This is a genomic window from Marinoscillum sp. HNIBRBA16962 (genome assembly GCF_057801515.1).
This window is the reverse complement of sequence record NZ_CM173603.1, coordinates 4,628,585-4,654,322: the sequence shown is the minus strand read 5'-3', so window position 1 is coordinate 4,654,322 and position 25,738 is coordinate 4,628,585. Positions and strand designations below refer to the sequence as shown.

Sequence of the window (25,738 nt, the reverse complement as noted above, 5' to 3'; positions counted from 1 at the left end):
CCGACTGAAGTCTGATCTGTATCCAAGGTTAGGCTTCAGCCGGACCGGCCGAAGGTCTGATCATATCTATTAAATCGGTCTGACTAACCTGCCTGCGAGGCAGGTCTGATCTCATCTAATCGGTCTGACTGTCCGACCTTAATTACAGAAAAAGTTTTTTGATCCTGTCTTCATCAATTACCTGATAAGACTCTTCATGAAAATCTTTATCACTAACACCAACAAGACTATAGGCAAGGTCTTTGTCAGCCAGCGATCCGTTTCTCAGTCCACAGTAATCCCTAAATGAGCTAAACTCCCAGTCTTCCATTTTTTCGCATAAGCCTGCCCTAACCGGGTTTTGGTGGATGTAGTGAAAACAAATGAATGGATAATGTATATCACACGTTTCTAATAGTTTGGCCTTCGTTTTTTGCCTGAAAAGTGAGCCTGTCCTGTTGTACTTTTTATTAAACTCATGAGCATAGGCACCACAGAGCATTCTAAACCCATTGGCCAATGCTGTACTTTTAACTTGTCCCAGCATGACTGGTTTTGCGGATTCTTCTCTGGAATTGATCAGAAAATGGAAATGGTTAGGCATAAGACAGTAGTTTACCACCTCACAGTGAAGCGCCACTTTTTCACGAAAATGGTTTAGAAAAGACAGGTAGTCTTCCCTTTGTCTGAAAATGGTTTCCCTGTTGTTGCCCTGGTTGTAGATGTGGTACAGTTGATCTGCCTGTATTTGCATGGTATGAATGTATCAAAAATAGTTATCCGATCCGACTGAAGTCTGATCTGTATCCAAGGTCAGGCTTCAGCCGGACCGGCCGAAGAGCGAGCACCTGCTACAAATAGTCACCAGGGGATTTTCCGAAGCGCTGTGAATAGATCTTGCTGAAATAGCCAGGCTTTTCAAAACCAACGGCATAACAAACTTCTGCAACCGTGGAAAATGACCTGGTCTCCAAAAACTTCCTGGCCTTGTTCAACCGGATTTCCTTCACAAAATTTGCAGGGGTCAACCCGGTCAGTTTTTGGATCACTCTGTGAAGCTGTCGTTCACTTAGGGCTACTTCATGAGCCAGGTCATCCACTTTTAGCGAAGAATTGAACAGTTGACCCTCTACTATTTCCTTCAACCGTTGGATCATTTTTTGATCTACCGAAAGGTTTTCGTCCGTATCCTGACTATCCACATTTTTCAGTCTATTGGATCGGTTTGTCAACAGGTTTTTGATTCTGGCTATTAATTCGTTTTCGCTAAATGGCTTTGTCATATAATCGTCCACACCTATCGTAAGCCCTAATAGCTTATCATCTTCGGCTGTCCGGGCAGTGAGCAGGACAATGCAAATGTCCCTATAATCCGGGTTTTCCCGTATTTTGGAAGCGAGTTCGATCCCGTTCATTCTGGGCATCATCACATCAGACAAGATCAGGTCTGGCTTGATCGCTTCCAGTTGGTTCCAGGCTTCCATTCCATCCGAAACTTCTATGACGTCATACCCACGACCTTCAAGCAGGCTTCCGATGAACTGCCTCATATCGTTGTTATCATCAGCGATCATGATTCTTGGGCGATCTGTAAGTGATACTGATGGCAGGATCGCTGAAGAAGAGGTTGGTGCATTGATGACAATCGTCTCAACTACCGGCCTGCTTTCCATGGTGGCTTTGAGGGGTAAATGCACCTCAAAGAGGCTTCCTTTACCATATTCGCTGGAAACCGTCACCTTTCCATTCATCAGCTCTGTCAGTTCCCTGACCATCGCCAGACCAATCCCCGTACCTCCCTGCAACTGTTCCCGCTTCTCGGTACCCTGATAGTACCTGTCAAATACCTGACTAATTTCCTCCTGGCTTATCCCTGAGCCCGTATCCGTCACTTTTACAATGGTATGAAGGGCCTTATCCATATCCTCTTCCTGAGAGACGTCCAGGGTAATTTTTCCATGGGGTGGTGTGAACTTAATGGCGTTTGAAATCAGGTTGTTCAAAATCTTTTCAAACTTGCCCGTATCCAGCACGACGTTGGGGTGGGTCAGCTGCAAATGGAGGCAATAGTCAATTTCCTGCTGCTTGGCTGTAGACTCAAAGGCCGAAAAAATCCGCTTGACTACCTGATGTAGGTCCGAGGGCTTTTCATCCAAATCCAGGTTACCAGTTTCCAACTTGCTCAAGTCGAGTATTTCCTCTACAAGGTTGAGAAGCTGCTCGCTATTGCGTACTGACAGTGCCAGTTTCCCTTTGCCTTCCTTGCTGATCGACTCCTTATCATCATTGAGCAATGACTCTATGGGCGTTTTGATCAGGGTGATCGGCGTGCGCAGTTCATGAGAGATATTGATAAAGAAGCGTGACTTGGCTTTATCCAGCTCTCTTAGCATTTCAGCCTGTTCGGAAATCTCCTGAGTCCTTTGATTTTCTATCTGCAGTTCAAGGTTTTCCTTTTGTAAAATCCGCATGCGATGCACCACGGCGTAACTGATCACCAGGATTTCAAATAAGCTTCCTATCTTGAGGGCAGCGGTCGTGATGCCAATATTGGGCACCCCCAGGAGCGGGAAAATATAAAAATCAAACGCCATGACAAGAATGATGCTGTAGGCAACCGTAAAGAAGCTATAAAAAGTACCCTTTCGGAATAAAAATATACTGGAGACCCAATAGATCGTCAGCACGATAATACTGGCCAGCTCTGCCGCTACGAACCACTCAAATGTGCCCGAGATCATATACATACTATTGGCCAGCAGCACAACGAGGTTCAGCGCAATGACCGGGTACTTCAACCTGGGAAAATGTATTTCGTGCCTTAAGTAAGAAGAGGCAAACAATGAACCTATAATAGAACCTATGGTGTGAAAAACGGGTTCTGCATTATTTATAATCCATTGCCAATCGAAAAGTAAATGTGTTAGCCCATCCCTGTGAAACAGGCTAAGTACTATGGCCATCAGGAATGTAGCATAGTATAAAAAGGTTTTTTCACGGAAATTGAAGAAGTAAAACAGGTTAAAAACAACGATCATCAGGGCAAAACCATAATAAAAACCATTCCTGAAAACCAGGTTCTGATCCTGTTCCACAAAATCGGTTTTGCGAACGCTTTTGACTGGAATATGAGCTTCGTTTGGGCACTCAACCTTTAACAACAACACCTCGTTTTCGCTGATTTCAAAGGAAGGAAAAGCAAATCCATTTAACTGTGGAGCTTCCGCATCATTTATGTATCCAAGGATTGTCCCTAAGCGGACGGATGGGATTTGAATAATTCTGGAAGAAGCGTCATTTTGAATTTTGATCCAATAAATCCCATTATCCAGCCCCCTGCTTATTTTGCCTTCAAAAGGCTTAAAGTTTTGTTGATCTATAGTATGTACACTTTCGTTGGCATTTAGGTCGTGGTAGTAGCTCGTTTTTACCTCACTAAAAACCTGAAGAAAGAAGCCTAAATAAAGAAGAGGGAGAAAGACTATTTTTAATACCACGTGCCTGGTCACTAGCGAATTTTAAAATCTGCTCAGAAAGATAGTTTCTTCTTATCAATAAAAGGGAAATGAACCTTTAGAAATATGCAGGCAGTTTCCAAATGCAGCAGTGGAGCGATGTTGAAAATTGTCATAAAAACAGAAGAAAAACGCTATTATAACCAATGGTTCTGTCTTGGGAGGTCAGTCAATGCGCGGGATTGTTTTCGGTGATAAGAATTTTCGCGCCGCGCCTTTAGTGCGAAAATATTAATACCCGCTGTTGGTGTTTTCACCGACAGCCCTTTTAGGTGGAAGAGGATTCATTGTTGGTAACAACCTGCCTCGCCGGACAGGCAGGCACCAAACAATGGCGGTTAGGTAACCCATAACCATCATACGACTAGTTGGTTACTTGCAGCCACCACCTCCTTATACACCTCAACATACTCATCCACCATGCGTTCCTGATTGAAATGTTTGAATGCATGATCGTGGCAGTCTTGCGGGGAAAGACTTTTTATTTTACCTACTGCAGCCACTGCTTCCGTGACATCTTTCACCAGGTAGCCTGTTTTTCCGTGCACGATCAGCTCGGGCATGCTGCCGCGGGAAAAAGCGATCACCGGCGTACCTGACATCATGGACTCAGCCACACTCAGGCCAAACGGCTCTTCAAAACACACCGGGTGTAGCAAAGCCATGGCATTGCCCAACAACCTGGTCCGGATAACCGGACCGGCATTGCCTGCATAGGTTACCTCACCGCTATCCACCCAGGGTTTGATCTCGGTATTGAAGTAGGTTTCGTCCTGGATGAGCCCGGCGATCTTCAGCGGCAATCCCGAAGCTTTGGCTATTTCGATGGCCAGGTGCGTGCCTTTATCCGGGTGGATCCTCCCAAAGCACAGCAGGTAGTCTTCCTTATGACTTTTGAAAGGAAAGTCTTCCGGATTGAGTCCGTGATAGATTGTCCGATGGTAGGTCAGCTCCTTATTTCTGTCGGCATTCGAGATGGAGACATAAGTGGAGGTTTTGTTGTACTTCTTGTAAACCGGCAGGATCTGTGGGGAGGAAAACCCGTGAATGGTGGTGATCATCGGCGTTTTGATGAGCCGTGAATAGGTGAGGGGCAGGAAGTCGAAATGGTTGTGGATGATGTCAAATTCATCGGCTTTTTCCATCAGGTGACTGATATGCAGGCACTCCCATACTTTTGGGTCCAGGCTGTGGTCTTCTCCCAGCGGGACTTTGCATACGGATTCCAGTTTTCCCTGCGTCATGGAATCTCCCGTGGCAAATAATGTGACGCTCACGCCCCGTTCCATCAGGCCCTCGGCAAGTGCAGAAGCAACCTGCTCCCATGGGCCATATTTTCTCGGGGGCGTTCGCCAGGAGATCGGGGATAATATCGCTATTTTCATCATGCTTCCGTTTGGTAAAATTCCTCATAGGCCTGCAGTACGGTCAGGTGAGAGATCAGGTATGCCAGTGAGCTTTCTGCTCCCTGGTTCCGGTTGACCCCATAGCTCTCAAAGCCGTCACAGCAACCTTTCGTTTCAAAATCATACAGACTCATCCGCAGATCATTTTCACCCAGAAACCACATAAATGCAGTGAATAGCTTATTGAGGTATTCTTTGTCTTTGGTGAGGTGAAAGGCCTGATGATACATGAGCACCATGGCCAGCGCATCGATGGGCTGCTGCGCATAGACGGACCGCTTGCCATTCCGCTTGTACCAATTCTTGTTGCCAATGATGGAGAGGTAGCCATCTTTCATGGTGTGGTCAGTGAGAAAATTCATGGTTGTCAGGGCGATTTTGGTTATTTCCTCGTCATTGAGGATCTCCGATGCGTGAAGGAGTGCGAGCGGTAGTATGCCATTGTCATATGCCAGGAGCGCCTCAAACCAGTGCCATTTTTCCGCATGATGGTCCGTGTAATGCTTCGCCAGCTTATGAGCGAGGTTGCGCAACCGTTCGGTCATACCGTCATCGGAGGGGTTGCTCCGTAAATAATAGCTGATCCCGATCATGGTATTGGCGATACTGCGGATAGACTTTAATTTTTCAAAATTCGGCGCGGCATCAAAAAAGACAAGTTTACCGGTCTGATAATAGGCATCATTGGGAGCGTTGCCCAGCAGATAGCCCAGCGCCCAGATGGTGCGGCCAAATGAATCTTCGGAACCTACTTCGTCCAGGAAATTGCGATTGAAACTGAGGAAGTTTCTGAACCGACCGTCCTCACGCTGCATGTAGTGAATGTAGCTCAGGTAAACCGGCATGAAATCCAATGCCATTGGATCTTTCTTTTGCTTGTAAGCCATCAACGCCACCAGTAGTGCACGAGCATTGTCATCCAGGCAGTAGCCTTCTTTCAGGTTGGGGATACCAAATTTGGCATGCTGGATGATGCCGGTATCATCCGTCAGCCGCTTGATATGGGTCAGTAAAAAAGGGGGGAGTAAGAGCAGATCAATTTTGGGTTTTTTCTTTTCTGGTACCTGTCCGGGTTTAGCCAGAACATTCCGGGCAAGCTCCAGGTATTTTGAGCCGGTTTTGGGCCAGGTCATCTGCCTGCCATAGGCATGTGCATTTTTCTTTATCAGTGCAAGTTGCTGCGGATCATTCAGTAATTCTCTCAGGATGGAAGTAAGCCTTTCTGAGTCATTGAAGCCAAAGAGCCGTCCACGATCATCGGCCAGGAGCTCGGCAGCATGCCAGTAAGGGGTGGAGATCGTGGCACAGCCTACACCCAGGGCATAAGAGAGCGTGCCGCTGGTGATCTGTGCTTCATTCAGGTAGGGGGTTATGTAGATGTCACAGGCGGCCAGGTACCTGAAAAGCTCCGTTTCATCCATAAACTCATTGAGAAACAGTACATGGTCTGAGAGATCGAGACTATTGACCAGCATTTGCAGGTAAGTACGATATTCTTCACCAGAGTGTCGCAGTACATTGGGGTGGGTTTTCCCCAATACCATGTAGAGCAGGTTCGGATGTTCTTCAATAAGTGCTGGCAATGACCGGATCACCGTCTCAATCCCCTTGTTTCGCCCCAGGAAACCAAAGGTCAGCAATACTTCCTTATCGGTGAGCTTAAAGTCCTTCCTGGACCGGGCATGATCAAAATGAATATCAGGGACTCCATGAGGTATAAGCTCAACTTTTTCTGAGGGCACTTTATAGATCTCCGTAAGGAACTCAATGGCCTTGAGGCTCATCACCACCACTTTATCAGCCATTTTGCAGATCTCTTTGAGAATGGCCTTTTCATTGTAGGAGGGCGCTTTCAGGATGGTATGTAGCGTTACTATTACCGGGACCTTTAATCGATGTAGTAGAGGAAGGATGTACACCCCGCTCTGTCCGCCAAAAATGCCAAACTCATGCTCGAGTATACATACATCTGCACCACTGAGATTAATGAAATTGGCCGCTTCCAGGTAGTCGGTTTGCTGTTCCTGGGCGATGGTGAGCTTTACTTCAGGAGGGTAGGGATACTCCAGGTTGTGATCGTTTATTGCTATTACATAACTGTCCTCATCCGCAGGATTTGCCTGCATGGACCCTACCAGGCTTTGGGTGAAGGTACCAATACCGCATTCTCTGGGTGGGTAGGTGGCTATATAAGCGATTTTAGTCTTCTGTAAGTTATTCATTGAAGTACCTTCCCTCAGTACAGGAGAATAGATATTCATGCCATTTGGCAAGACGGTTTCAAGCGTTATATTTTCGTAGTTCAAATAGGTGTCTTTAGAATCTCAATTCATCTGTTTCCCCGGGACTTTCCAAAAGTTCTCTTTCAAAATAGACCAGCTCTTTGTGATCCGGGTCATCCTGTACTTTGCAGTAATAGACCTGGTCAATGTACCGTCTGATGACCAGCTTTAATGTGGGATTCTCCTTGGCGCAAACCACTTCACCTGCCTCATACCGGTTTTGTACAAATTGTTTGCTCATGCGCTTATGTAATAATTATTTGGATATAAAGGTCGGGTAATTCGGGAAGGGCTGTGTTACATAGTGCGAGATGATTGTTACACATTTTACATATATAGTCTAATGCCATTAAGATAAGGTTGAAGTTTCAAAGAATCAGTCATTCCAGCAATGGAATCTATGAGCTATAAAACGAAAATGCCAAACTTGACCAAAGACTCCATTCTGGAGTGACCTTATCTTAATGGTATTAATATATAGTCTCTGATTGAGGCGAATTTGGCCCATGCACCTTAAAAGGGCTGGTTCTAGGGACAGGCCACAGATGTAGCTGTTCTATTTGTGAAATATTACATTTCTTTATCAATATGGGGTCCCTCGCGATATAGGTTACTGGTAATAGCCTGTCCTTTCAGGTCTCTCTCAGCATATGCGATGGCTGGTCGGCTCATATTGGCTTCCAGCTTGCAGTAATATAATTTGCCATTGGCTTTTGTAATGACAAGTCTCTGCGTCGGTCGTGTAGCGTCATATACTATTTCCCCAATTCTGAATTTTTGTTCTTCCATAGCGTTGCTTAATTGGTTTTGCGTAACAGTAAGCTGTTTGCGTTCAACTCAGCAGCCATTTTTTCCATCTCAATGAAGGTGTCGGTTGAAAAGGCCACAAGTCGCTCGTTTTTACCTGACTCGGCATACTGCCGCAGGTGCAGGATCAACTCCGAAAGCTGTTTCTGCATTTGATCCATATACAGCATGTCAAAGTGATCGTCTGAGACTTCATAAAGTTTCTGAATGTAACTATCACTGGAAGTACTCAATGCTGATGCCAGTTTGATTCTACGTTTTACCGCTTCCAGTTTATATTTTTCAGTCAGTCGGTCAGTGACCTTGTAGATCTCTTTAGCGTTCAAATAAGTGTCCTTCATTTGTGCCCGTTCCATAGCTGTAGCAGCCATCACTTCAATGAGTCTCATCTGATCATGGGATTCATTCAAAAACTCCGCATCCTTAAGATTCTCTCCACCAAAACGTTGCTGGTTCGTGTTCATTGCCTGGTAATAAGTTTTACTCTGACAGCTGATCAGGAAAATAAGTAAGCCAGGGATGTAGAGCATATATTTTATACGGTTCATTGCACTAGATTATTAATTGAGGGAAAGTTTTTTATATCCACTTTTGACCACCTTCCAGGGTATGAGGTTTTGTCATCATCCAATTTATGAGATAAAGATCCTGATCTCTTAACTGATATGTGTTACACATCTCAATAGATGAATTACACATATCACTGGTTTATCAGGTATCTAAAAGTTGGTGTGCAATGAAAGAGCCTCCCTGGATCCCAGGAGGCTCTTGCCTGGTTTTACTCAGGCTTGATGCAATCTGCAAGTTCTACCCGAATTATTCAGAAGAATATTTTCACCTTTAAAACAAAATATTCTATCGAATAATGCGAATCCACGCCGGGATAAAAAATTTCTCTTTCAGGAATTTTTGTCAGGTGATGACGTTTCAGTCACACCCTGACTTTTCGTCATGGGGTTTAAATACAGGATCACATTATAGAAGTTTTGATTGGCTCGTTTAGCGGATCCTTTTACGAAATACCAGTGCAGTGACAATGCCAATCACAACCAGTGTAACAGCCAAAGCCAAAGACCATGCAAAGGGATGATTCAGAGAGATCTCCCTGAAATTCAAATCACTTATAGGGTCAAATGTCAGGGATTTTATTCCAACAAAAATCAGGATAAGGCTGCCCGAAATGAACAGAAAATAACCTGAAGATTCTATGAGTTTTCGGTAACCATCGCTGAGTTTTTCCATTGTTTTTTTCAAAAAAGTGATATCAGTTAAGGTTATGTTCCGTTCCCCCTAATCAATTTCCGGAGTTATCCACGGTCAAATCCTTGAGGGATTTCCCCAGTGCATCCATATCGTTACTAAATTCTGTTTTGAAGGATTCCCACTGATCTTTTCCAGTGGCCTTATAGTCATCCAGCTTCTTTCTGAGGTCGCTATTTTTTTGCTCCAGCTTGGCAATTTTTTGATTGTACTCTGCATTGATTTCCTTCTTCTCTTTACTTACCCTGGCTTCAAAATCAGCAATACTTTTCTGATTTGCCGCGATCCTTGCATTAGTTTCTTTCTTGTAGTTTTCTACATCGGCCAGGTATTCCTGATTTGCCTTTGCCAGATCAGCATCTGCTTCTATCTCTGCGTCCTGGGCTTTTTTTAATTTTTGGGCCGAGGTGTTACAGCTTGTCATCGCAGAACCACCGATTAACGCAAATGCTATAAATAATACTATTGAATTTCTCATTTTTTTACAAAGGTGGCAGGTATTTGGCATATAGATATTACACTTTGCCGGTAGTGTATTATATAGATCACTGATTTCAGATAGGCTTTTGATTACCTGTGTCGATCACTTCCTGACTTTATCCATTTATTTGACATTACCAATAGTGTTTCAAGTTCGAAAGGTTTAATGATGTAATCATCTGCACCAAGTGCAAGTGCTTCCGTTCTATTAATTTTTTCGGAATTTGAAGAGCTAAAAATAAAGGGTATCTCATACGTTTTCGGGGTGTCTAAAAGCAAACGTAAAACTTCGTACCCATTCATTTCGCTCATTAGAACATCACATATGATTAAGTCGGGAACAAATTCTCTGGCTATCTCAACACCTTCTTTCCCACTATTAGTGAAGAGAACTTTATACCCCTTAAGTTCGAAATATTCAGTAAGGTTCTCCAGAATATCCGGATTGTCTTCAATAAGTAAGATTGTTTTCACCTGGGTAAGTTTAGTTTCAACGGCCGCATGGAAGTCTTTTTTGCACATTCCATGCTCATATTTATTTCCCCATTCTCTACTTTTCCCTATGATTGCCTGCCCGGATGGGGCCAGGGGTTCTCATCGCTTAGGATGGTGCTTGCTCCATTTACAGTTTAGCCCGGTCTGAAACTCGAATACTAAAATCCCAAGAGTAACGGGTAAATGTGTTACACAATTGCGGAATTGTGTTGTATATTTCACACATTTTAATTGCCAGGTGAATACATTCCAATGGCATATCCAGGTACACCGAATATTATCTTATGATCTTGTCTGTGACTTTCCGGAAAGAAACGGGCTCCTACTTTCAAGTTGCAATTAAGCAGTAAGGGAGTACGGGTTTGATAAATTCTCTCTATAAGCGGCTCCCTTGGCAAGCTAGTCTATGCACATAAATTGAAATTTTACCACCCCCAGCTCTTAAGCCGGTCTCTTACTAAAGCTTTAGCGACAGTGTGGTGCCCCTCCCTAAAACAGGACCTAAAACAGGAGGGGAGTCGTTTGCGTTTATGATTGGTTGTTACTTCTATCCCATTTTCAGAGGATTTATAATTTTTTGCAGTGCCTACTGCTCCCCTCGCAGGGTTGGTATAATTTAGGATGCCTATGCGGCCCAGCCTAAAGTTTATGCTCATTTCATGTGTTCAAAGGTTGCTGAAATAAGCGGTTTGCCGCCCAAACTTGATCATACCCGGCCTGCCTTTGCCGAAAGTGGCTACTGCAGGCAGGTTGGTGTTTCTCAATGTTTTGGGTTGAGCATCGGCTTTTGGTATTAGGTATTAGGCTTTTGGGTCTTAGGTTGCATACTGTCTCTTGCATATTTGCCTACTGCTACTGCCTACTGACACAGATGCTCATTTCAGGATATTCGCTTTCCGTTGGCCATCCAGTTTTTTGCATCAAAGGAGCTTTTAAATTGCCAGAATGCTTCTACCGATGGAGTGGTTATAGCTTCCCAACTCTCCCGGCCAAAGCCATAAGTTTCCGTCATAATCGCATACTTTTGGCCCCATGTCTTACTGGTCAGCGGGCGGTAAATATTAGCGGTTTGGACTGCCTTGGGGTACTGTTGTCCTTTATAGTCCTCATAAGCGAATAGCCATAGGTTTTTAGTCCTTATTTTGCCGGATGCCCAAAGGTTAATGACGGCCCTGCCTGTCTCTTCATGGCGAAGATGCCGGGTGTATTCACCAATGGTATTATGCGTGAGGATCAGATCAAAGGAAGTATCGGGTAATAACTTCAAGATGGTTTGCTCTACTTCTTCCGGGTCCAACGGGTGTTGGTCTGGTCCATCATCCAGATCACCTATCACGCCTTCAGCATGGAGATGTGACAGGGCTTTCCTGAACCTGGGCTCGCGGTTTTTATCGCTCTGTCGACATAGGGATACCACCAGCCAATTCCATGTAGAATGCGTCAAAATAGTGCCGCCGGCCCACAGTGTTTCATCATCCGGGTGAGCAATAATTATAGCACACCTTTTTGCCCTTTTACTTCCTGGTATATACTCCAATAGTGTCCATTTTAGAATTTGAGAGATGACAGAAGGTATATTATCAAATATGATTCCTGATCAATAGGGACCACCCGTGCTTACTCCCATAAATCCTCCCCAGTAGGTGTAAGAATTGTCGAATTCATGCGAATTGGTATCGGGCCAGTGCTCCTTGTCAAATCCTGGGGCATTTTTGAGGGTTTCGGGGTCCTGATCCAATATGAAGCTTTCGCTTTTTGCGTCAACGGTCAAAAGAGGATACGGAAAAGCAAAAAACTTTTCCCCAATTCCCAAAAAACCGCCCAATTCGACAATGAAGTACTTGATTTTTCCGGTATCCAGATCGATCATAATGTCCTTGATAGCTCCCATGTGTTCCTCCTTTTTATTGAAAACCTTATCTCCGATAATGGAGGAGGCAGTCAAAAATCTTAAAGGTGTGTTGGGGCTTGCTCCCTCATGGTTTTTACCAGAGGAGTTGTCAGAATTGAAATTTTTCATCTTTTTTATTTTTTTATGAGTAAAGAGTTTCGGTTTGCTGAGGAAGGTGATTAATTCATACTATCATAAGCAGGGCAGGTTATTTGTTTTTCAGGTTTCTCAAAATATTGTTCCAAATGTTGGTCTTTCATCTGAAAAGAGAAGGGCAGGCTTTTACACCATGCCCTTTCTCAATAACTGCTCTGACTGATGTAGCTGTACAATCTTTTAAATACCACATTTTCCATCTCAATCAAAACCAGTTCTCGACGGATTATTTCTTCGAAAAACTACGTGCTGGTAAAAGAGCGAAGAGAACCCTTGAGGTATTGGATCAATAGTTCTTTCTCATTCGAATCCAGCTGGAAGGTTTTCATTTCTTTGGTCTTATGGTTAAGGAAGCTTATCCCAAGCGTAGCCCCGTGTTCAATAGCCAGGATCAATTCATTTTCCGCCTTACGGAGGCCATTGTCAACATGTGTTAAGGTCAGTGAGGTATTATTCGTAAGTTTCATAGAGCATTCTTTAAACAAAATTCACATTATAAGCTAACCTCTTTATATCCACTTTTAATGATGGTAGAGATCATTTTAAGCCGTTTATTGGCTTTTATACTATTGGGAGCATAAGCTGGTATAATGATTGATTGCCCGATTTTAAGTATGTGTAATTTATTTTTGATCACAATTTCTGCTTTACCGTCAATGACCTGGATAAACGTATCGAACGGAGAAGTGCGTTCTGTCAGGATCCCTCCGGAATCAAATGAAACAGCAGTAACATTACTGGTAGTCTTTTTGATAATGGTCTTGATCACTACTGAATTGGGGACATATTCAATGATTTCCACAATAAATAAAGGTTTTTGGCTTTATCGATTTCTAAGTTTTTTCACTTTGATCCTATTCTTCCCGTCTCTTCTCAATTCTTTTGGCAGCCTTTGCTGCCCTTTTTTCCTTCAAGGTTTTGGCCGGAGCCTTTTTATCTGACCTGGCTTTACCCTCTTTTTCTTTAGACATAATGGCTGTTTTAGTTTTCTTTATCACATCAAAGATCATAAAGTGTGGATCCATATGTGTTACAATATTCTGAGGCAGTGTTACACATTTCACTGATGGCCGTGAAGGAGATTACGACCTCACACGGCTACCTGTCAGAATAATATTTTCAGTCTGTGCCTCACTTTCGAGGGTAATTCACCACTGAACTCATCGTATGGACTCCTGAATTTGGAATATCCACACATCATTAGCACCACATCATCAGCCGCCTTAACGGAGAGAAATTTGCGTACAGACTTAATTTGTCAGCGCCCTCAGGTCTGAGGTTTTCTTTACACTTTTGCTAAATGCTTCTGCCCCGTATAAGCCTGAAAAGTATTGCAATTACGGCAATCACAAGGAGAATGTGTATGATCCCACCTGAACCATAACCTAGATAACCCACGGCCCATAAAATGAGTAAAATAACAGCAATAACGTATAGTAGATTTCCCATATTGTTTTTTGATGTGTGGTTTAAAAATGATACTGGTGATGAAAGTGACGGTCATGTGTGCCGCTGCTTTTCATCGGGTTCTTAAAGCAAAAGGATCAGCAGCAAAATAATGATAATGGCGCCACCCACTGAAATATATACGCCGCTGTTTAAGCTTCTGAGTTCTTTACTGATAGCTTTTATTTCCTTTTTGAGTTCTTTTTTTTCCGAACGTTCCAGATCCGACTTGTCCATCGCTTTGATTTCCTCCAGTCTGTTGATCAGTACCTGTGATCTGACTTCAGCAATTGATTTAGGGACTGTTTTTGCTGGAGCGTCTCCTGTATCTGCCTTCAGGCTTACAGGAATAACGGACATAAAAATCACTGCCGCTGCTAGGTAAACTTTCAAATTTTTCATACGGATGGTTTTAGATGATCGAAAATTGGTTGGTTTGGTTGTTCAAAAATGATCATTTAAAAAAAAGAAAGTATTATATTAAAATGTATATATGTTACATATATCACTGATTTTTAACAGATTATAGTGGGTGAAAGTCACTTAGTATCAGGATTCCCTGAGCTTGCTTTCACGCTGGAATATACCCTTGCTTCCCAGTAGGATCATTTTTTTCACCAGAAAAATCCATAAAGGACTGACAATGAGTGTAATTGAAATAGTGGAGATGATCAGCTGGTAGGTAAATTCAGATATCAGCCCTATGGAATAGCTGGTAGCGCCCAGGATAAAGCTGAATTCTCCGATTTGAGCTAAGATGGCTCCCGTATAAAGACTTTCAGACCAGGACTGGCCCAAAAAGCGGATAATTGCCCCGTTAATTAAATTGTTGGTCATGAAGGCCAGGAGCGCTATTATAGAAATAATACCCAGGTTAGCCATCAGAAACTCAAGGTCAATGAGCATTCCGATAGAGACAAAAAATAAGGCTACGAAAACGATCCTAAAGGCATGCAAGCTGTGATGTACCCAGGCAGTTTCTTTGGCTGAGGAAACAATAATACCTGCCACGAAAGCTCCTAATGCCGATGAAAGCCCAAAGAAGGCAGTAAGAATGGAGAAGCCAAAGCAGAAAGCAAATGCCACAAATACCTGTAACTCATGGTCTTTCCTGATATATTTTCCCAGGGGCAGACGGATGTTTTCCTTCCATAAGATCCAAATGATAATTCCCAGGATCAGACACCCTCCGGCCACCTGTTTTATGATATCCAGGGTCTCCGGAACGGCCCCCGAGATATAGTTGAGGGTAATTAGCATGGGCACAACCAGGATATCCTGTACCAGCAATATCCCAATGACATTCTGCCCGATTTTACTGGCTACCTGCCTTTTATGCTCCAGGTAGTTAATGACAATTGCTGAGCTGCTGAGACTAATGACAAATCCCAGAACCATGATGCGATGGACCGGCCACTGAAGAAACACCCCGACCACCCAAACGGCAGCCACGCTAAATATCACCTGAATGATGGTGCCCAACACCGGGACACGCCAATTGGAGAGTAGTTTGGGGAGGGAAAGCTCCATGCCGATAAAAAATAACAACAGGACCAGTCCAAAGGAACCCAGGTTGGTTATTAATGCTTCGTCCGTAATGATCCCGATTCCGTGCGGGCCCATAACTATGCCCACCAGGATATAAGCAATGACATAGGGTTGTTTCAGTATCTTAAAAAGAAAGCTTGTCAAAATGATGCCTATGGAAAGAATGACAAGAATAGAAAGGACCGGGTCGATCTGAATGGCTGTAAGGGTGACGGGTAAGTAAAGATCATTCATACGCAGTACCATTATGTATGCTTTGAGAATAATGTTTACTCCTTACCTGCTTTAGCTTGATGGTTTGGAGGGAATGGGCTGGCTTCAGAGAATATTTTATCCATAAGCCTCTCCTGGTAGCGCCAGTTCACCGCCTCTTGTCGGAGAGTTGTTTCCCAAACAAAACCCGAATGAGTATGAAAATTCCGGCCACTGCCAGCAATAGATGAACATAACCGGAAACCTCAAAACTCAGAAAAACGATAAACCAGATCACAATCAGCAATCCGGCAACCACATAAAATAAATTTTTCATAACCTTGATCGTTTATTTTTAAGTTGACGCTGTTTCGCGTTTATCCTCATGAGTCTGTTTTTCAATTTTTCGGTCAAACCGATTGGTGAAGTCTCGCAGATGGTCATTAAGCTTTTTAACAGTCTCATCCAGATAAGCTTCACCCTGGGTCAGGATTTTTTTTCTCATCGCCACACTTCTGGAGGAAGTAAGCATTATACCTAAAATGGTTCCGGTAGTGAAGCCGGCCATTATCCCAAAAATTAAATTCTTCGCGCTCATGACATTTTAGTTTAATACCTGAAAATCTTTTCAATAACCAAAGGTTTAGTACAAATGTCTGATTCATTTCTCATAAAGGCATTACAGAAGAATGATCAAGTCTTACATATTTCACATATTCAGTCCAGTCTGTACACCTTTCTGAAATGGTGACCGTACACGGCAAAAGTCACTGCTTCTATAAACAAAGACGGTTTTCTGAAGAGGGTCCAAAAAAGTAATTTCCAGTATTCAGATCTTCCTTTATGCATGATGCCGATCACAATGATAGTTTTGACAAATGGAATAAGGTAGGTGAGGTTGGCTTTCCGGGGTCTTCTCGGGGGCTGATAATTTCTGAAAAGCTGCCGTACCCGCTGGTAGTAAGGTTTCGCCGTATAGATGCTGCGAATGATGCGCTTATAGCCATCCAGTAGTTCCTTATGATCCATTGCCGGTTTGAAGTTGAGCGTAAAATCCGTGTTATTTCCCGAAGCCTGGGCGTTAATACGTCCTTCTTTTTCCAGTCGGCGGTAGAGCCTGGTGTTTTTAGGGGCGTTCAATAGCCCCACCATGGCAGAAACAATCCCGCTCCTCTGAATAAAATCGATCTGCTGCTGGAAAACAGAGGGTGTGTCTTTATCGAAACCTACAATAAAACCACCTGAGACCTGCATGCCCGCCTGCTGTATTTTTCTTACACTTTGCAGAAGGTCCCTGTTTTTGTTCTGTAACTTGTGACAGGCCTGAAGCGAGGCTTCCGCCGGGGTCTCTATCCCGATAAAGGTGGAATGAAACCCTGTTTCAACCATCGATTTCAGTAATTCCTGATCATCCGCAAGATCTATAGATGCCTGAGTATTAAAAGTAAAGGGATGCTTATGGGTTTGCATCCATGATTTTATAGCAGGGAGAAGGCTTTGCTTAATGAACTTTCTGCTGCCGATAAAGTTGTCATCCACGATGAAAACAGCCCCCCGCCAATTCAGCTGGTAAAGCGCTTCAAGCTCCTGAATGATCTGCGTTGTGTTTTTTATCCGGACTTTATGCCCCAGCAGTGAGGTGATCTCACAAAAATCACATGAAAAAGGACAACCCCTGGATACCTGGATACTCATGAACGCATACGCATTTCGCTGCAGTAGATGATAGTCCGGTACAGGGGAGATGGTGAGGTCCGCATATACCTTATCCGGAGCCCGGTATATCTTCTCAGGCATGCGGCCTTTATTGAGGTCATCCAGAAACAAAGGGAGTGTAATTTCTGCCTCATTCAGTACAAAATGATCTACCTGGGGATAATTGTTGTATTCTTGGGTGAAAAGAGGTCCTCCGGCTACTACCTTCACCTGGTGAATACGGCAGACCTCCAGAACCTGTGCAACAGATTCTTTTTGAATGTGCATCGCACTGATGAATACATAATCGGCCCATTCCAGATCACTCACATGAAGACGGGATACGTTCATATCCACCAGTTTTTTATTCCAGCGTCCGGGAAGTAAAGCTGATACGGTGATCAGCCCAAGAGGCGGGACCGCTGCCTTTTTGGAAATAAACCGCAAGGCATGGCGGAAACTCCAGAAAGACTCCGGGTATTGGGGATATACAAGCAGGATATTCATTTAGAAAGCCTGGTTGGCCAGATTTACGATGGTATCACTTTTCTAATTCTAAATAGTCTTCTGCGAGCAGTTACTATTTTCCTGTTAAGCTAAAAACCTGAGTGAAAAGATGTGTTACAAATTTCCCTGATTATTTTACAGAATTCCCACATTTGAAGCCGTATGAAAATAAGTTGCTAAGGTCGATTTTCCAGATTGACGTTTCATTTTTTGCCAGCCAATTTCATGTGTTCAAAGGTTGCTAAAACAAGTTGGGCCGCATAGGCAGTTTGCCGCCCAAACTTGATTGCAGCCGGCCAGGCATACCCGGTTGGCCTGCGCGGCCCGGTGTTTTCTCAATGTTTTGGGTTGAGACTACGCGTCCCGACATCATGCTCATTTCATTTCTTATTTTTCTGAACTTCCCTGGCTTTCCTCCTAAAGAAGCCTCTCAAAAGAAAGCTATGCTGGGCTGCCTCCAGGCTCTCATCCAGTTTCAGGGAGCTGCTTTCCAGGTTCTTTATGATTTGTGCCAGGTCAGTGCCGGCTTCCTCATTTTGCAGCAGGACTCCCACGGGCGTATTCGGATTGCTGCTTGCTGATTTGAGGTTTGTCACAAACACAGAAACTGTATCCACCACCTGTTGAAACTGTAGGATCGAATGCTTCAATGAACCAAACATGATCGTATCGGTAAGGAGTTCATGAGTCAATGTGCCCTCTTCGTTGAGGTTTTTGCTGAAGGCGCCAAGCTCTTCCAGCATGAGCTCAGCATTTAAAGAAGCCCTTTGCAATGACAAGGCGGTTCCATTCAGGTTATCATACAGGGCGCTTTCATTCAGGAGCTTCGCTATAGAGCCTTCGCCCTCAGCCATTTTTTTGCTGATGTTTTTGAAATCGGTAGTGATGGCCAACACGTTCTTGTTATTCTCCTGGAGCATATTGATCATATCCTCTGATGAAAAAGTTTTTTCCACAGCAAGTGTGTCCCCCTCCTGTACCTCTTCTGCCATCGGAGTACCATCATAGATCACCAGGATCTTGTTGCCGATCAGCCCGTCGGTGCTTATTTTCACCTTGGCATCCTTTCGAATATACTCCTGGGCCTTGACTTCAATATTCATACGTACCTGCACCTGAGATTTACCGAAAAACCGGATATCGCTCACTGTACCTATTTTCACTCCTGAAAACCAGACATTGTTTCCGGTTTGCAACCCGTTGACGTCATCAAACAGGGAGACAATATTCAGCTTCTTCTTGAAAGTGCCGCGGAGGCTGCCAACCATGAGTACCCCCAGAATAAGTAAAGACACACCTAGAAATACAAAAATACCAACCAGTACTGCACGTTTATTGGATGATTCGATCATGGGCTATTGGATAAAATTGTAACTATGAAAACTTGAAATCCGGGGATCGTCCGAGGCGAATACATCCTCAAAGGTTCCCACTTTTGAAAACTTCCCGTCCAGGAGTATTGCTACCCGGTGGGCAGTCGTTTTGGCACAAGTCAGGTCATGAGTGATGATGATGGCGCTGGTATTGTAGCGCTGCTGCACCTCATTGATCAGCTTGTTTATTTCCGCACTGGTGACGGGATCGAGACCCGATGTAGGCTCGTCATAGAGCATAATTTCCGGTTTCAAAATGAGCGTGCGCGCTATGCCTATTCGCTTTCGCTGGCCTCCGGAAAGATCAGCAGGCATCTGTTTTACCTTCTCACTCAGCCCCACAGCGTCCAGGGCTTCCATTACCTCAGCATCGATCTTTTTTTTCGAAAGGTGTTTTATGTTCATCGTAAGTGGAAATGCGAGATTCTGGTACACATTCATGCTGTCATACAGGGCGCTGCTCTGGAATGAAAAACCTATACGCAACCGGAGGGCATCCAACTCCTTTCGGGAAAGTTTATTCAGATCGTTCCCCAGAATTTTTATCTGGCCCGTATCAGGCTTGAGCAGGCCGACCATAAGTTTGATTAACACGGACTTGCCAGAACCAGACTTGCCCAGTACCGCTATATTTTCACCTTCATTAAGGGTGAAATTGATATCCTTTAGCACCTGCAGATCTTCGAATGACTTAGACAATCCTTTAACATCGACGATCGGCGCTGTTTTTGGTGACTCTTGAGAAACTGTAGGGGTGGTCATATCAGTAGATTCGTATCCAGTTAGTCACCTGCACAATGATCATCTCCTCCAGAAAAATGAGGAACATGGAGAGCACTACCGCCTGGTTGGCGGCCCGGCCCACTCCACGGGTACCCTGGGTGGCGTTGAATCCTTTGTAGCATCCTACCATCCCGATCGTGAACCCATAGAAAATGGTCTTGATCAGGGATGAAAACAAATCCAGGAAGGAGACCGATGAAAAGGCATTTTTGAAATAAGTGGTAAACCCGGTAGCCTCCTCGGCATGCACATTCACATAAGAACCCAACAGCCCCACTCCAATGCAATACATTGCTAAAACCGGGATAGTAATAAGTGTGGCAGTGACCCGTGTGACTACCAGAAATTTGAATGGATTGATGGCTGATACTTCCATTGCTTCGATCTGTTCAGTTACCTTCATCGATCCAAGTTCCGCCCCTATACTGGATCCTATTTTCCCTGCACAGATAAGCGCAGTGACCAATGGTCCTAAGGCGCGTATAATTCCAAGACCCATGAGGGAGGGCAGCCACGAGGTGGCCCCAAAATCTTCCAGCGAAGGACGCGATTGCTTGGTAAAGACAAGCCCGATGATAAAGCCAGTCAGCGTGATAAGCGGAAGAGACTTCAAACCAATCTCAAAACATTGGTTGATCACCTCACGAAAATGATGAGGTGATCTGATGCCTTCCCTGAAAAACCGCAGGGTGAACTGTGCGGCCTCATTTATTCCTGAAAAAAAAGGGTCTATCCCTTTCGATATGACGTGCTTCTTTGGACTATCGGGTTTCATTAGTGGGGCGCAATCATCAAAGCTCCTCGATTACCGGGAAGCTTATCAGGTTTTTTTTTCGATATGTAAGTAAGCCATGGGTAACGTTGAATCTGTTACATTCAAAACGGAATTTGTTGCATGTATCCTACTTTTTCTCCAAAGGAACCCGGAGGTCCCGGGACCTTTAGATTCCTCTCCCCCGTATCACGCGAAACAGAATGGCGATCACCGCGATGACAAGCAGCACATGTATGATGCCGCCTGTGCCGTATCCCAAAAAGCCAACGGCCCAAAGAATTATCAGCACTACGGCAATGATGTAAAGTAAATTTCCCATTTTTTTCTTGTATAGAATGATTGAATATCTTGATTTGCCTTACTTCACATTGTTTTCTGTCATGTCCCGAAAGGCATCGCCAAGGCTTTTCATGTCGCGGTTAAACTCTGCTTTGAAAGATTCCCATTGTTCCTTGCTACTGCCTTCGTATTGGTCCAGCTTCAGCTTCATTTCTCGGTTTTTCTTCTCCAGTTCCGCAATCTTCAGTTCGTATTCGGCCTTGGCTTCCTGCTTGACATTGGAAATTTTCGCATTGAATTCGTCAATGCTTTTGTTATTCTTCTCAATTTGAATATTAGCTTCTTCGCGGTACTTTTTTAGGTCGGCGAGATATTCTTTATTGGCTTCTGAGAGTTCTTTCTTTGCTTCAGTTACCTTATCTTTTGAGTTGTCCAACTTTCTATCAGAGGGGTTGCAGCCTGTTAAGTAAAAAGCCATCATTACTGTGAGGGCGCTAATAAATACCATTGATTTTTTCATTTTTGTAGTTCTTTTTAGTACTGGAAGTAAGTTGAAGTGTTTTAGAAGATAAAGTATTATATAAGTATGGTTGGAATTTGCATGTTTTACTTGCCTCCTGAAGGTGTGCTGGAAGGCATGGTAGCCTAGGGCTACACAACATGAATCACTCGGGCCGGGAGCCGAGCGATTACGGAGGTTGCTCCTAAGAATGATGGGGTTCTGATCCCTAGTGTCATGTCAAGCATGCTTTATCAGGACCAAGCTTTGTTCTTTTTCGTTCATACTGCGTTGAGAAATACTTACATAGCTACAGCTATGCGCATATTCCCCGTCCCGGCGGGGAACCGCTTGTCTGAACAAAAAAATAACTGCAACTTACCCCAAACAGCACACTTGACTTGATACTAGAGTTTGTTTCCATTGGTGGAAATCTCTTCTTTAATTTTTTCTGATTTACGGGCACCAGATTTGGCCTTAAGCGCTGCCTCATGGCTAAGTGACTCATACTTGTCTTTCATTCCGGCTATGAAAGCATGGAATTTTTCCTCCAGATCTCCTGTGATGTTTTCACCACTTTTAAAGATTCTCTTTCTGGTCTTTGAGCCTTTCTCAGGTGCAAACAATACACCTAAAGCGGCCCCTGCCGCCAGAGTTCCTAATATACTTACTATGATTTTTCCTGAGTTCATGATTGTATGTGTTTATACCTGTTGATTTTGAATCAAAGATGGAGCTTCTACCATTGGAATATGTTGTAAATGTCGGACGGATAGTTACATGATTTACATATATGAAATGAGCATCTGTGTCAGTAGGCAGTATGCAGTAAGCAGTAGGCAGTAACGGTAATCAGTGAGCGGCTAGCGGCAGTGAACAATGGGCAATGGGCAAAAATTGAGAATTGAGAATTGAGAATTGAAAAAAGTCAACGGTCAATGGCCAACAGCCAAAGGTCAATAGGCAGTAGGCAGTATGCAGTAAGCAGTCGGCAGTAACGGTAATCAGTGAGCGGCTAGCGGCAGTGAACAATGGGCAATGGGCAGAAATTGAGAATTGAGAATTGAGAATTGAAAAAAGTCAACGGTCAATGGCCAACAGCCAAAGGTCAATAGGCAGTATGCAGTGGCAGTATGCAGTAAGCAGTCGGCAGTAACGGTAATCAGTGAGCGGCTAGCGGCAGTGAACAATGGGCAATGGGCAAAAATTGAGAATTGAGAATTGAGAATTGAGAATTGAAAAAAGTCAACGGTCAATGGCCAACAGCCAAAGGTCAATAGGCAGTAGGCAGTAGGCAGTGGCAGTATGCAGTAAGCAGTCGGCAGTAAGCAGTCGGCAGTAACGGTAATCAGTGAGCGGCTAGCGGCAGGGGATGAATAATAAAGGGGCAAAACGCATTTCGCATGTTGCCCCTTCTCACTGATTTTGGGTTTTACTATTTGGAGCTGCTTACTCTCACTTCACTGCCCGAAAGCACAGGCCGTATGATGATATCAATTCTCCTGTTTTTTGTTCTGCCCAGGGCCGTTTCATTATTTGCTACAGGCTTACTCTCTCCAAAGCCTTCTGTGCTAAACCTGGTCTTATCGATCTTCATATTAGCGCTCAGGTAGCTGAGTACTGCATCGGCCCGCTTTTTTGACAATTCCATATTTGCGTCATCGCCTCCTTGTGAGTCGGTATGGCCTTCTATGACAATGGCGGAATTATCGAATATAGTGAGCGCATTCTGCACCTTAGTGAGAATGGCATAGTCTTCTTGTTTGATGATAGCTGTGCCTATGTCAAAATTGATCCCGATCATACGGATGATCACATCATCTTTTTGGCGAAACACCTGAGCTTCTTCTATGGTGAATAGCTGCTGGATCTTATTGAATTTGTCATCTATCAGGGCTGCATGGTCGATGCGCTGCTGCAAGACTAACTGCCGCTGCTCGGCTTGTAGGGCTTCTTCGGTCATCTCTCCTTCTTTAGCGCTCTGGATCTTACGTTGCTCGGAGAGCAGGGCAGTCAGATTTTCATTTTGCTTTTTAGCATCATAATTGACACCTTTCAGGTTAGCGATCTGCTGCTCGTCCTGATTCAGGCGGTCTACAATCTGAGCCACTGGCTCACTCACCCCTTTGTCAAATCGCATATCCATATCGAGGTTTTCCCCGATTTTTTCAAGAGGCGCAAAAGACAACAACAGGTAGTCTTCCATTTCATAATCCTGCTTTTTGAAGATTTTCTTTTGATTGGCTATATACATAGCCAGTAAGGCTTTATATTCTGCTTCCCTGGCCAGGTGTCGGGCTGCATCCGTGTCGTATCGGTTTTCTGCGAGCTCCCGTTCCGCTCTGTTGATGAGCGTTTTGGCTTCATTCAGGGTTTTTGGAGCTACTTTGTGGACTTTATCATCTTTCGCCTTTTCCAAGAGTTTCCTGGCATTGGCCAGGTAATTGTTCTTGATTGATTCCAGCTCAGATTTCCGGTAGAGGCTTGTCGCTTTTTTGGCTTTTTCTTTGGCATCATCAGCGTCGCCCTTCTCCAGCTCAGTAGCCGCATCTTTCATCTCCTCTTCAGCATCTTTCCAGAGATCTTTGCTGAATTTCTGAGCTTCGGCATTTATGGCATCCTGTCTGGCAGAGAGGACTCCGGCAAACATCACCGAACTCACCCTGGTATTTTCAATGGCCTCTGAAAATTTCTTATCGGCCTTCTTAATGTTACTTTTGATTTCGGCTATTTCTCCCTCGTTTTTATAATCTTTTTGGGCCTCTGTGTAGGCATCCATTGCATCGCCATACATTTTCGGGGAAAGCACATCGGCTTGAGCCCCTTTCGCTTCTTCCATGGTGCGATTTACTTCGTTGAAAAGCGATGCACGCAATTCCTGACCCTGTGCGTAGCTAAAAAGAACGCATATTACGATCAGGGTTCCTGTTGATTTGAACAGATTGTTTTTCATGTTTTTTTATTTTAGATTTTTTGAATCGGATTACTTTATGATTGGCTTCAGTCCCATTTCAATATTGGAAATTGGTAGGGTGACTTCTCAGGCGGGTTTCCCCTACAAAGATGCCTGGTAGCAATGGAGGGCGTGTTACATATAAGTGGTTATTTGTTATATATATTCCATCTTTGGCAGAAGGGATCAGGGGGCTCACGCCCGGTTGGTTTTTTCCCACAGCACCGACTGTTTACCTGATAGAAACCTAAAAAAGCCTGCATAGACTGAGGCATTCATGACTGTGAAGTAAAAAGGGACAAAAAACCCCTTAATAGCAATCTTTTGATTTCGGTACAGGTAACCAGCTCCGGCTAATACATAAAACGAGAGCTGGCAGGCCAGGAACACCTGGTATGCGGCCAGGCCCAGAAAGGCCAGGTAGACATTGCTGATCAGCGCTACCAGAAGCGCCACAGGTGCGAGGGTCCAGCGCAGCACCCGGTGAGAGATGTACTGAAAGGTGACCACCCCAAAGCGAAATGGATTTAGCAGCATGGCAAGCTTAATGATGGCTTGCAGGCCACCCGCCGAGATCCGCACCTTTCGCTTCCATTCATCCTGCACGGTGGCGGAGGCCGTCTCTGTGGCCATCGCGCGAGGCTCGTATGCAAACCGGGAACCATTCGCCACTATCCGCAGGGAAATGAAAAAATCCTCAATGATCATATTTTCAGGCGGTGCTTCGTAAAGCTGGGTTCTGATGGAGAAAAGCTCACCGGCAGATCCTACCATGGAGTACAGCCTGAAGTCCAGCTTTTTCAATAGGGACTCATACTTCCAGTACAGTCCCTCTCCAGCGCCAGCCGCTCCATCTGTGATCAGGTCCACTATCCGCTTTTCTCCGGAAACACCCCCTACATTCGGATCCTGATAATGAGACATCATGTGCTTCAAAGCCGTGGTATTCAAAAGTGTATTGGCATCTGAAAACACCACGATGGGCGTATCTACTTTACTCATCACACGATTTACTGCATGGATCTTGCCCTTTCGCTCGGGCTGATGAAACAGCCGGACGTTATCGAACCGGCTGACCATATCCGGGGTGAGGTCTGTAGAACCATCCGTTACCACAAAAATCTCAAGTTTTTCCCTGGGGTAGTCCAGCTCCAGGGTATTGTAGATCTTCTCCATGATATAGGCCGACTCATTATAAGCCGCGATAATGAAGGTGACAAAGGGCAACTCCGAGTTGGTGGATTCCCGGAGAATAGCCCGCTTTCTCCACGTTGTAATAACGTATATCAATACACCATACCCCAGGTACGTGTAGATGAGGATAAGACTGCTTATCCAAAAAGCATTGATGGCATAGTACATATTCCAAAAGTGCCTATCAGAGCCCCTTATTGAGCAAGGTTTGCTCTTACACTTT

The 25,738-nt window shown here is 44.3% G+C and carries 28 protein-coding genes; all 28 read right to left on the bottom strand.

The genetic code is table 11. The features are described from left to right. Positions 1-142 precede the first annotated feature (142 nt). The 28 genes from AC3E9V_RS19325 to AC3E9V_RS19190 all read right to left on the bottom strand — a co-directional run bounded on the left by AC3E9V_RS19325 (position 143) and on the right by AC3E9V_RS19190 (position 25,683). On the bottom strand, positions 143-733 hold the full coding sequence (locus AC3E9V_RS19325; protein WP_488749802.1) for a transposase: 591 nt from the start codon (positions 731-733) through the stop codon (positions 143-145). A 97-nt stretch (positions 734-830) separates the two neighbouring features. Next, positions 831-3,488 carry a response regulator gene (locus tag AC3E9V_RS19320; RefSeq protein WP_488749801.1) on the bottom strand — a complete coding sequence of 886 codons (2,658 nt, stop codon included), beginning with the start codon at positions 3,486-3,488 and terminating at the stop codon, positions 831-833. 362 nt (positions 3,489-3,850) lie between these two features. Beyond that, positions 3,851-4,882 carry a glycosyltransferase family 4 protein gene (locus AC3E9V_RS19315; RefSeq protein WP_488749800.1) on the bottom strand — a complete coding sequence of 344 codons (1,032 nt, stop codon included), beginning with the start codon at positions 4,880-4,882 and terminating at the stop codon, positions 3,851-3,853. Next, a complete protein-coding gene (locus AC3E9V_RS19310) occupies positions 4,879-7,206 on the bottom strand; it encodes a glycosyltransferase family 4 protein (protein WP_488749799.1) in 2,328 nt (775 codons plus the stop codon). The genes AC3E9V_RS19315 and AC3E9V_RS19310 overlap by 4 nt, the downstream gene beginning before the upstream one ends. A 10-nt stretch (positions 7,207-7,216) precedes the next feature. Continuing rightward, positions 7,217-7,423, bottom strand: a complete 207-nt coding sequence (locus AC3E9V_RS19305) for a hypothetical protein (RefSeq protein WP_488749798.1) — start codon at positions 7,421-7,423, stop codon at positions 7,217-7,219. A gap of 329 nt (positions 7,424-7,752) precedes the next feature. After that, positions 7,753-7,971: a hypothetical protein gene (locus AC3E9V_RS19300; protein WP_488749797.1), complete on the bottom strand. Its 219-nt coding sequence runs from the start codon at positions 7,969-7,971 to the stop codon at positions 7,753-7,755. Between the two features lie 8 nt (positions 7,972-7,979). Next, positions 7,980-8,537, bottom strand: a complete 558-nt coding sequence (locus tag AC3E9V_RS19295) for a DUF4142 domain-containing protein (protein ID WP_488749796.1) — start codon at positions 8,535-8,537, stop codon at positions 7,980-7,982. A gap of 451 nt (positions 8,538-8,988) precedes the next feature. After that, positions 8,989-9,231: a hypothetical protein gene (locus tag AC3E9V_RS19290; RefSeq protein WP_488749795.1), complete on the bottom strand. Its 243-nt coding sequence runs from the start codon at positions 9,229-9,231 to the stop codon at positions 8,989-8,991. 52 nt (positions 9,232-9,283) lie between these two features. Further along, the gene (locus AC3E9V_RS19285; protein WP_488749794.1) at positions 9,284-9,727 is read right to left on the bottom strand and encodes a sll1863 family stress response protein; all 444 of its coding nucleotides are present in this window, start codon (positions 9,725-9,727) and stop codon (positions 9,284-9,286) included. Positions 9,728-9,819: 92 nt separating this feature from the next. Further along, the gene (locus tag AC3E9V_RS19280) at positions 9,820-10,251 is read right to left on the bottom strand and encodes a response regulator (protein ID WP_488749793.1); all 432 of its coding nucleotides are present in this window, start codon (positions 10,249-10,251) and stop codon (positions 9,820-9,822) included. An 853-nt stretch (positions 10,252-11,104) separates the two neighbouring features. After that, positions 11,105-11,761: a PIG-L family deacetylase gene (locus AC3E9V_RS19275; RefSeq protein WP_488749792.1), complete on the bottom strand. Its 657-nt coding sequence runs from the start codon at positions 11,759-11,761 to the stop codon at positions 11,105-11,107. Positions 11,762-11,821: 60 nt separating this feature from the next. Then, positions 11,822-12,244 carry a PRC-barrel domain-containing protein gene (locus AC3E9V_RS19270; RefSeq protein ID WP_488749791.1) on the bottom strand — a complete coding sequence of 141 codons (423 nt, stop codon included), beginning with the start codon at positions 12,242-12,244 and terminating at the stop codon, positions 11,822-11,824. A 269-nt stretch (positions 12,245-12,513) separates the two neighbouring features. Continuing rightward, positions 12,514-12,738, bottom strand: coding sequence for a hypothetical protein (locus AC3E9V_RS19265; RefSeq protein WP_488749790.1), 225 nt, complete (start codon positions 12,736-12,738; stop codon positions 12,514-12,516). 26 nt (positions 12,739-12,764) lie between these two features. Next, entirely contained in the window at positions 12,765-13,073 is a 309-nt protein-coding gene (locus AC3E9V_RS19260) for a cupin domain-containing protein (RefSeq protein WP_488749789.1), read from the bottom strand. A gap of 494 nt (positions 13,074-13,567) precedes the next feature. Continuing rightward, positions 13,568-13,720 carry a lmo0937 family membrane protein gene (locus tag AC3E9V_RS19255; protein ID WP_488749788.1) on the bottom strand — a complete coding sequence of 51 codons (153 nt, stop codon included), beginning with the start codon at positions 13,718-13,720 and terminating at the stop codon, positions 13,568-13,570. An 81-nt stretch (positions 13,721-13,801) separates the two neighbouring features. After that, a complete protein-coding gene (locus tag AC3E9V_RS19250) occupies positions 13,802-14,119 on the bottom strand; it encodes a hypothetical protein (RefSeq protein ID WP_488749787.1) in 318 nt (105 codons plus the stop codon). A gap of 147 nt (positions 14,120-14,266) precedes the next feature. Further along, the gene (locus AC3E9V_RS19245; protein WP_488749786.1) at positions 14,267-15,499 is read right to left on the bottom strand and encodes a cation:proton antiporter domain-containing protein; all 1,233 of its coding nucleotides are present in this window, start codon (positions 15,497-15,499) and stop codon (positions 14,267-14,269) included. Between the two features lie 127 nt (positions 15,500-15,626). Beyond that, a complete protein-coding gene (locus AC3E9V_RS19240; RefSeq protein ID WP_488749785.1) occupies positions 15,627-15,794 on the bottom strand; it encodes a lmo0937 family membrane protein in 168 nt (55 codons plus the stop codon). A gap of 18 nt (positions 15,795-15,812) precedes the next feature. After that, entirely contained in the window at positions 15,813-16,055 is a 243-nt protein-coding gene (locus tag AC3E9V_RS19235; protein ID WP_488749784.1) for a hypothetical protein, read from the bottom strand. 119 nt (positions 16,056-16,174) lie between these two features. Then, positions 16,175-17,659, bottom strand: a complete 1,485-nt coding sequence (locus AC3E9V_RS19230; RefSeq protein WP_488749783.1) for a B12-binding domain-containing radical SAM protein — start codon at positions 17,657-17,659, stop codon at positions 16,175-16,177. 380 nt (positions 17,660-18,039) lie between these two features. Then, on the bottom strand, positions 18,040-19,011 hold the full coding sequence (locus AC3E9V_RS19225; RefSeq protein WP_488749782.1) for an MlaD family protein: 972 nt from the start codon (positions 19,009-19,011) through the stop codon (positions 18,040-18,042). 3 nt (positions 19,012-19,014) lie between these two features. Further along, entirely contained in the window at positions 19,015-19,794 is a 780-nt protein-coding gene (locus tag AC3E9V_RS19220) for an ABC transporter ATP-binding protein (protein WP_488749781.1), read from the bottom strand. Position 19,795: 1 nt separating this feature from the next. Then, positions 19,796-20,590, bottom strand: a complete 795-nt coding sequence (locus AC3E9V_RS19215; RefSeq protein WP_488749780.1) for an MlaE family ABC transporter permease — start codon at positions 20,588-20,590, stop codon at positions 19,796-19,798. Between the two features lie 166 nt (positions 20,591-20,756). Continuing rightward, the gene (locus AC3E9V_RS19210) at positions 20,757-20,909 is read right to left on the bottom strand and encodes a lmo0937 family membrane protein (RefSeq protein ID WP_488749779.1); all 153 of its coding nucleotides are present in this window, start codon (positions 20,907-20,909) and stop codon (positions 20,757-20,759) included. 39 nt (positions 20,910-20,948) lie between these two features. Continuing rightward, positions 20,949-21,389, bottom strand: coding sequence for a sll1863 family stress response protein (locus tag AC3E9V_RS19205; protein ID WP_488749778.1), 441 nt, complete (start codon positions 21,387-21,389; stop codon positions 20,949-20,951). A 386-nt stretch (positions 21,390-21,775) separates the two neighbouring features. Next, the gene (locus AC3E9V_RS19200; protein ID WP_488749777.1) at positions 21,776-22,060 is read right to left on the bottom strand and encodes a YtxH domain-containing protein; all 285 of its coding nucleotides are present in this window, start codon (positions 22,058-22,060) and stop codon (positions 21,776-21,778) included. Between the two features lie 743 nt (positions 22,061-22,803). After that, positions 22,804-24,321 carry an OmpA family protein gene (locus AC3E9V_RS19195; protein WP_488749776.1) on the bottom strand — a complete coding sequence of 506 codons (1,518 nt, stop codon included), beginning with the start codon at positions 24,319-24,321 and terminating at the stop codon, positions 22,804-22,806. 195 nt (positions 24,322-24,516) lie between these two features. Beyond that, on the bottom strand, positions 24,517-25,683 hold the full coding sequence (locus AC3E9V_RS19190) for a glycosyltransferase family 2 protein (RefSeq protein ID WP_488749775.1): 1,167 nt from the start codon (positions 25,681-25,683) through the stop codon (positions 24,517-24,519). Between the last annotated feature and the right edge of the window lie 55 nt (positions 25,684-25,738).

Coding starts and splice junctions, on each gene's coding strand:
- AC3E9V_RS19250 (WP_488749787.1), bottom strand. CDS start 14,119: ATGAAAAATTTGAAAGTTTACCTAGCAGCGGCAGTGATTTTTATGTCC.
- AC3E9V_RS19295 (WP_488749796.1), bottom strand. CDS start 8,537: ATGAACCGTATAAAATATATGCTCTACATCCCTGGCTTACTTATTTTC.
- AC3E9V_RS19265 (WP_488749790.1), bottom strand. CDS start 12,738: ATGAAACTTACGAATAATACCTCACTGACCTTAACACATGTTGACAAT.
- AC3E9V_RS19285 (WP_488749794.1), bottom strand. CDS start 9,727: ATGAGAAATTCAATAGTATTATTTATAGCATTTGCGTTAATCGGTGGT.
- AC3E9V_RS19240 (WP_488749785.1), bottom strand. CDS start 15,794: ATGAAAAATTTATTTTATGTGGTTGCCGGATTGCTGATTGTGATCTGG.
- AC3E9V_RS19305 (WP_488749798.1), bottom strand. CDS start 7,423: ATGAGCAAACAATTTGTACAAAACCGGTATGAGGCAGGTGAAGTGGTT.
- AC3E9V_RS19325 (WP_488749802.1), bottom strand. CDS start 733: ATGCAAATACAGGCAGATCAACTGTACCACATCTACAACCAGGGCAAC.
- AC3E9V_RS19315 (WP_488749800.1), bottom strand. CDS start 4,882: ATGATGAAAATAGCGATATTATCCCCGATCTCCTGGCGAACGCCCCCG.
- AC3E9V_RS19220 (WP_488749781.1), bottom strand. CDS start 19,794: ATGACCACCCCTACAGTTTCTCAAGAGTCACCAAAAACAGCGCCGATC.
- AC3E9V_RS19270 (WP_488749791.1), bottom strand. CDS start 12,244: ATGAAAAATTTCAATTCTGACAACTCCTCTGGTAAAAACCATGAGGGA.
- AC3E9V_RS19230 (WP_488749783.1), bottom strand. CDS start 17,659: ATGAATATCCTGCTTGTATATCCCCAATACCCGGAGTCTTTCTGGAGT.
- AC3E9V_RS19300 (WP_488749797.1), bottom strand. CDS start 7,971: ATGGAAGAACAAAAATTCAGAATTGGGGAAATAGTATATGACGCTACA.
- AC3E9V_RS19255 (WP_488749788.1), bottom strand. CDS start 13,720: ATGGGAAATCTACTATACGTTATTGCTGTTATTTTACTCATTTTATGG.
- AC3E9V_RS19210 (WP_488749779.1), bottom strand. CDS start 20,909: ATGGGAAATTTACTTTACATCATTGCCGTAGTGCTGATAATTCTTTGG.
- AC3E9V_RS19245 (WP_488749786.1), bottom strand. CDS start 15,499: ATGAATGATCTTTACTTACCCGTCACCCTTACAGCCATTCAGATCGAC.
- AC3E9V_RS19200 (WP_488749777.1), bottom strand. CDS start 22,060: ATGAACTCAGGAAAAATCATAGTAAGTATATTAGGAACTCTGGCGGCA.
- AC3E9V_RS19195 (WP_488749776.1), bottom strand. CDS start 24,321: ATGAAAAACAATCTGTTCAAATCAACAGGAACCCTGATCGTAATATGC.
- AC3E9V_RS19235 (WP_488749784.1), bottom strand. CDS start 16,055: ATGAGCGCGAAGAATTTAATTTTTGGGATAATGGCCGGCTTCACTACC.
- AC3E9V_RS19190 (WP_488749775.1), bottom strand. CDS start 25,683: ATGTACTATGCCATCAATGCTTTTTGGATAAGCAGTCTTATCCTCATC.
- AC3E9V_RS19205 (WP_488749778.1), bottom strand. CDS start 21,389: ATGAAAAAATCAATGGTATTTATTAGCGCCCTCACAGTAATGATGGCT.
- AC3E9V_RS19290 (WP_488749795.1), bottom strand. CDS start 9,231: ATGGAAAAACTCAGCGATGGTTACCGAAAACTCATAGAATCTTCAGGT.
- AC3E9V_RS19280 (WP_488749793.1), bottom strand. CDS start 10,251: ATGTGCAAAAAAGACTTCCATGCGGCCGTTGAAACTAAACTTACCCAG.
- AC3E9V_RS19215 (WP_488749780.1), bottom strand. CDS start 20,590: ATGAAACCCGATAGTCCAAAGAAGCACGTCATATCGAAAGGGATAGAC.
- AC3E9V_RS19225 (WP_488749782.1), bottom strand. CDS start 19,011: ATGATCGAATCATCCAATAAACGTGCAGTACTGGTTGGTATTTTTGTA.